At 72.2% G+C, this 4,282-nt stretch carries 3 protein-coding genes and 1 pseudogene; 1 reads left to right on the top strand and 3 read right to left on the bottom strand.

The annotated features are described in order from the left end of the window. A pseudogene (locus ACFU99_RS18220) lies at positions 1 to 806 on the top strand (hypothetical protein); the annotation flags it as partial. A gap of 57 nt (positions 807 to 863) precedes the next feature. On the opposite strand, the gene ACFU99_RS18215 reads toward ACFU99_RS18220, so the two are convergent. The 3 genes from ACFU99_RS18215 to ACFU99_RS18205 form a co-directional block, all read right to left on the bottom strand. Next, the gene (locus ACFU99_RS18215) at positions 864 to 1,538 is read right to left on the bottom strand and encodes a flavin reductase family protein (protein ID WP_384392796.1); all 675 of its coding nucleotides are present in this window, start codon (positions 1,536 to 1,538) and stop codon (positions 864 to 866) included. 78 nt (positions 1,539 to 1,616) lie between these two features. Next, on the bottom strand, positions 1,617 to 2,435 hold the full coding sequence (locus ACFU99_RS18210) for an enoyl-CoA hydratase/isomerase family protein (protein WP_384392793.1): 819 nt from the start codon (positions 2,433 to 2,435) through the stop codon (positions 1,617 to 1,619). Between the two features lie 25 nt (positions 2,436 to 2,460). Next, a partial coding sequence (locus tag ACFU99_RS18205; RefSeq protein ID WP_384392790.1) for an acetate--CoA ligase family protein occupies positions 2,461 to 4,282 on the bottom strand: 1,822 nt, incomplete at its 5' end.

The raw sequence follows: 4,282 nt of genomic DNA, 5'->3' as shown, positions 1-4,282 counted from the left end.
ACAACTGCCTGCGGGCCCTCGCGGCCGTACCGGTGGTGTCGGCGGCGCTGGTCGTCGCGTTCGGAGCGGTGGCCGCGCTCGGCAGCCGGGCGCTCGCGCAGCCCCTGACGTACCTGGAGTGGTGGGCCGCCCTCGCCGCCGTCCTCGCGCCCGCGACCGTGGTCGCGCGGACCGCCGGGGGCCGGGCCCGCGCGGGCCGCGGCGGACGTCTCGTCCGGCGGGTCGCGCGCAATGCCGCCGTGGCATGGCTCGGCGTCGCCGTGCTCGGCACGGCCGCGTACGGGACCGGGCTGGTGAGCGTCTACAAGCCGCCCCGGCTCAGCGCCTCGGACATCGAGGGCGTCTGGAGCGACGGGCACGGCGGCATGGTGGAGCTGGCCAAGGACGGGAAGGCCGTCGCCGACGGGCTCGACAACTTCGTGTGGGACGGCACCGGCAAGGACAAGCCGAAGGACTGCGAGGGCACCGGGACCTGGAGTTCGGTGAAGGAGAGCGGCCACGTCCAGGGCGTCTCCATGCGGATCAACGCGTGCGAACTGGTGCGGGAGTGGAGCGTCGGCGGCACCGCCAAGAAGCTGCGGATGTTCCACGAGATAGGGAAGCCGGGCTCCGGCAAGCGCTATGTGCTGACGAAGACGACGAAGAAGAAGGCCGAGCAGCTGGCGCAGCGGAAACAAGGCTCGCACGGTCGTGACCGCGGCAACGGCCAGGACCACGCCGGGGGCCACCAGCCGCAGGGGAAACAAGGCTCGCACAGCCGTGCCCACGGCAACGGCCAGAGCCACGCCGGGGGCCACCAGCGCTGACGGGCACTGGTCAGCGCTGACGAGCGGGCCTTTCGGGCCTGACCCCGACGGTGTGGTTCAGAGGCTGTCGAACGAGCCGAACGCTCCCCGGTGGAAGAGCAGCGGGCCCGCCCCGGTCACCTCCTCGTCCTCCGTGGCGCCGAGAGCCTCGACGCGGCCGACGACGATGAGGTGGTCGCCGCCCGTGTGCACGGTGTGAATGGTGCAGTCGATCCACGCCGGTACGCCCGCGAGCAGCGGCGATCCGGTCACCGGCGACGGCTCGTACCGCACCCCGGCGAACTTGTCCGCGCCGCTCACCGCGAAGCCGCGGCACAGGTCGCCCTGTCCGACGCCCAGGATGTTGACGCAGAAGACGCCGGCGCGGGCGATGCGCGGCCAGGTCGTGGACGTACGGGCCACCATGAAGGCGACCAGCGGCGGGTCGAGGGAGAGCGACGAGAAGGACTGGCAGGCGAAGCCGGCCGGGCCACAGGGGCCTCTGGTGTGTGAACTGTCAGCCCTGTCCGTCCCGTCAGCCCCAGTGGCCCCTTCGGGCTCGGCGGGCGCGGTGACGACGGTGACGCCGCTCGCGAAGGCGCCGAGCACGCGCCGGAACTCGGACGCCTCGACGGGGGAGCGTTCGTCCGCGCCGACGGCGCGCAGGTCGGGGCGGGGGAGCGGATCGACCGGCTGACCGGCTGTGGTGGACGCACCCACCGACCGCAGATAGCGCACGGCGGTGGCTGCCATCCCTGCGTGTCCCATCATGACTTCATTGAAACTGACGCGGTTTTGGATGGGAAGTGATGGACAGAACGTGACACTTGGCTAGCCTCCTCGGTATTCGGGGGTGCGTCGCTCGACGAAGCTCGCGACGCCCTCCTGTGCGTCCGATGTCGTCATGTTGATTTCCTGCGCGGCGGCCTCGGCCGCGAAGGCAGTCGTACGGTCGGTGTCGAGCGAGGCGTTGACCAGCTGTTTGGTGAGGGCCAGCGCGCGGGTGGGGCCCGTCGCCAGCCGCTCCGCCCACTCCCGCGCGACCTTCGCCAGCTCCGCGTCGGCCACGACCCGGTTGACCAGGCCCAGCCGCTCCGCCTCGGCGGCGGGCAGCGCGTCGCCGAAGAACATCAGCTCCTTCGCGCGCTGCGGGCCCACCAGCCGCGGCAGGAGGTACGCGCCGCCTCCGTCCGGTACGAGCCCGCGCCGCGCGAACACCTCGATGAACCGTGCCGATTCCGCCGCCAGCACGAGGTCGCAGGCGAGCGCGAGATGCGCGCCGAGCCCCGCCGCGGTGCCGTTGACGGCGGCGACGACGGGCTTCTCGCAGTCCAGGACGGCGCTGATCAGCCGCTGGGCGCCGCGCCGGATCGTACGGGCCACATCGCCCGCCACGCGCTCGGCGCCGCCGGTGGCGGGGGCGCCGCGGAGGTCCGCGCCGGCGCAGAAGCCCTTGCCGGTCGCGGTGATCACGACGGCTCGTACGGCCGGGTCGGCGGAGGCCTCGTCGAGCAGCGAAATGACGCGTTCCCGCTGGTCCCAGGTGACGGCGTTCATCGCTTCGGGGCGGTTGAGGGTGATCCACGAGACCCCGTTGTCAGTGGTGTGCCGTATCAATGACTCAACGGATTCTTCGGGGGAGGAAGTCATGGGGGAGCGGCTCCGGATCTGGGGGTCAGTGGCAGACGGCGAGCGCGTCCAGCGCCACCGCGCCTTGGCCGCGTTCCAGCACCATCAGCGGGTTGATGTCGAGTTCGGCGAGCGTGTCGCCCAGTTCGAGGGCCATGCGCTGGACGCGCAGGACGACTTCGACGAGCGCGTCCACGTCGGCCGGCGGTGCGCCGCGGACGCCGTCGAGCAGGGAGCGGCCGCGCAGTTCGCCGAGCATCGCGCGGGCCTGGTCCTCGCCGAACGGCGGTACGCGCACCGCCGCGTCCTGAAGTACCTCCACCAGGACGCCGCCGAGGCCGACGGTCACGGTGGGGCCGAAGAGGCTGTCGGGGGTGACGCCGACGACCATTTCGACGCCGCGCGCGACCATCTGGCAGACGAGCACGCCGTCGAGCGGCACGCCTTCGTAGCGGGCGATGTCGGTGAGCTCGCGGTAGGCGTCCCGGACCTGACTGGCCGAGGTCAGACCGACCTTGACCAGACCGAGTTCGCTCTTGTGGGCGAGTTGCGGACCGGACGCCTTCATGACGACGGGATAGCCGACCAGGCCGGCCGCCCGTACGGCCGCCGCCGCGCTGGTCACCAGCTGCTCGCGTGGCACGCGAATGCCGTACGCGCGCAGCAGCTGCTTCGCGGCGTGCTCGCTGAGCTGCTCGCCCGGGCGCATCAGTGCCTGCGCCTTGCGCGCGGAAGGGGAGAGGGTGCGCGGGGCGTCCTCGAAGGGCGAGCGGTAGGCCGCGGTGAAGCGGTGGTGGCCGAGGTAGGCGCGAACGGCGGTGATGCAGTTGGCGAAGGTGCGGAAGGTGGCGACGCGGGAGGAGCCGAGCAGGGTGGTGCGGTAGGCGTCCTCGGTGCCGACGGGGGAGCCCCACACGACGCACACCAGTTTGTCGGTCTGTTCGGCCGCGTCGACCAGGTCCTGGGCGAGCTTGTCGCTCATGGGCGGGAAGGGGCCGGTGATCGGGCAGATGAGGACGCCGACGGAGGGATCGGCGAGGATCGCGTCGATGATCTTGCGGCCGCGCCAGTCGCCCACGGGGTGGCCGCCGTTGTCGACCGGGTTCGCGACGCTGAGGTAGTCGGGTATCCACTGGTGGAGCTCGTCCTGCTTCGCCGTGCCGAGCGTGGGGAGTTCGAGGCCGGCGGCGGTCGCCAGGTCCGAGAAGTGCGCGCCCGTTCCGCCCGAGATCGAATAGACCACGACGCCGTCGGCGCGCGGCGGGCGGGCGCGGGCGAGCAGGGCCGCCGTGTCCTGGAGCTCGTCGAGCCCGTCGACGCGGATCACGCCGAACTGCCGCATGGCGGCGTCCACCACCTCGTCCGCGCCGGTGAGCTTGCCGGTGTGGGACGCGGCCATCCGGGCGCCGGTCTCGGTCCGGCCGACCTTGACGGTGACCACGGGCACCTTGTTGCGGGCGGCCCGGTCGGCGGCGAGGAGGAAGCCGCGGCCGTCCTTGAGCCCTTCCACATACGCGGCGATGGCGCCGACCTCGGGGCAGGTGGCGAAGTAGGAGATGAAGTCCGCTGTCTCCAGGTCCGCTTCGTTGCCGGTCGGGGCCCAGTGGGAGAGCCGGATGCCGAGTTCCTGGAGGGTGAAGACGGGGCGGCCCTGGTGGCCTGACTGGGTGATGAGGGCGATGGCGGGGCCGTCGAGGTCGTCGCGGAACTTCTCGAAGGCGTTGAGGTTGGTGTTCGGGCCGAGGAGGCGGATCCCGGAGCGTTCGACGGCGGCCGCAAGCCGCTGCTGCGCGGCCGCGCCCGCCTCACCGGTCTCGGCGAAGCCGGAGGCGAAGGCGACGGCGAAGCGGACCTTCGCGTCGGCGAGT

The organism is Streptomyces sp. NPDC057654 (genome assembly GCF_042800135.1).
Classification (GTDB): domain Bacteria; phylum Actinomycetota; class Actinomycetes; order Streptomycetales; family Streptomycetaceae; genus Streptomyces.
Note: the sequence above shows the minus strand (reverse complement) of the source record. Positions and strands in the feature narration are given on the sequence as shown.

What these genes read in the sequence shown, in the direction of transcription:
- ACFU99_RS18215 (WP_384392796.1), bottom strand. Translation starts at nt 1,538, where the DNA reads ATGGCAGCCACCGCCGTGCGCTATCTGCGGTCGGTGGGTGCGTCCACC.
- ACFU99_RS18210 (WP_384392793.1), bottom strand. Translation starts at nt 2,435, where the DNA reads ATGACTTCCTCCCCCGAAGAATCCGTTGAGTCATTGATACGGCACACC.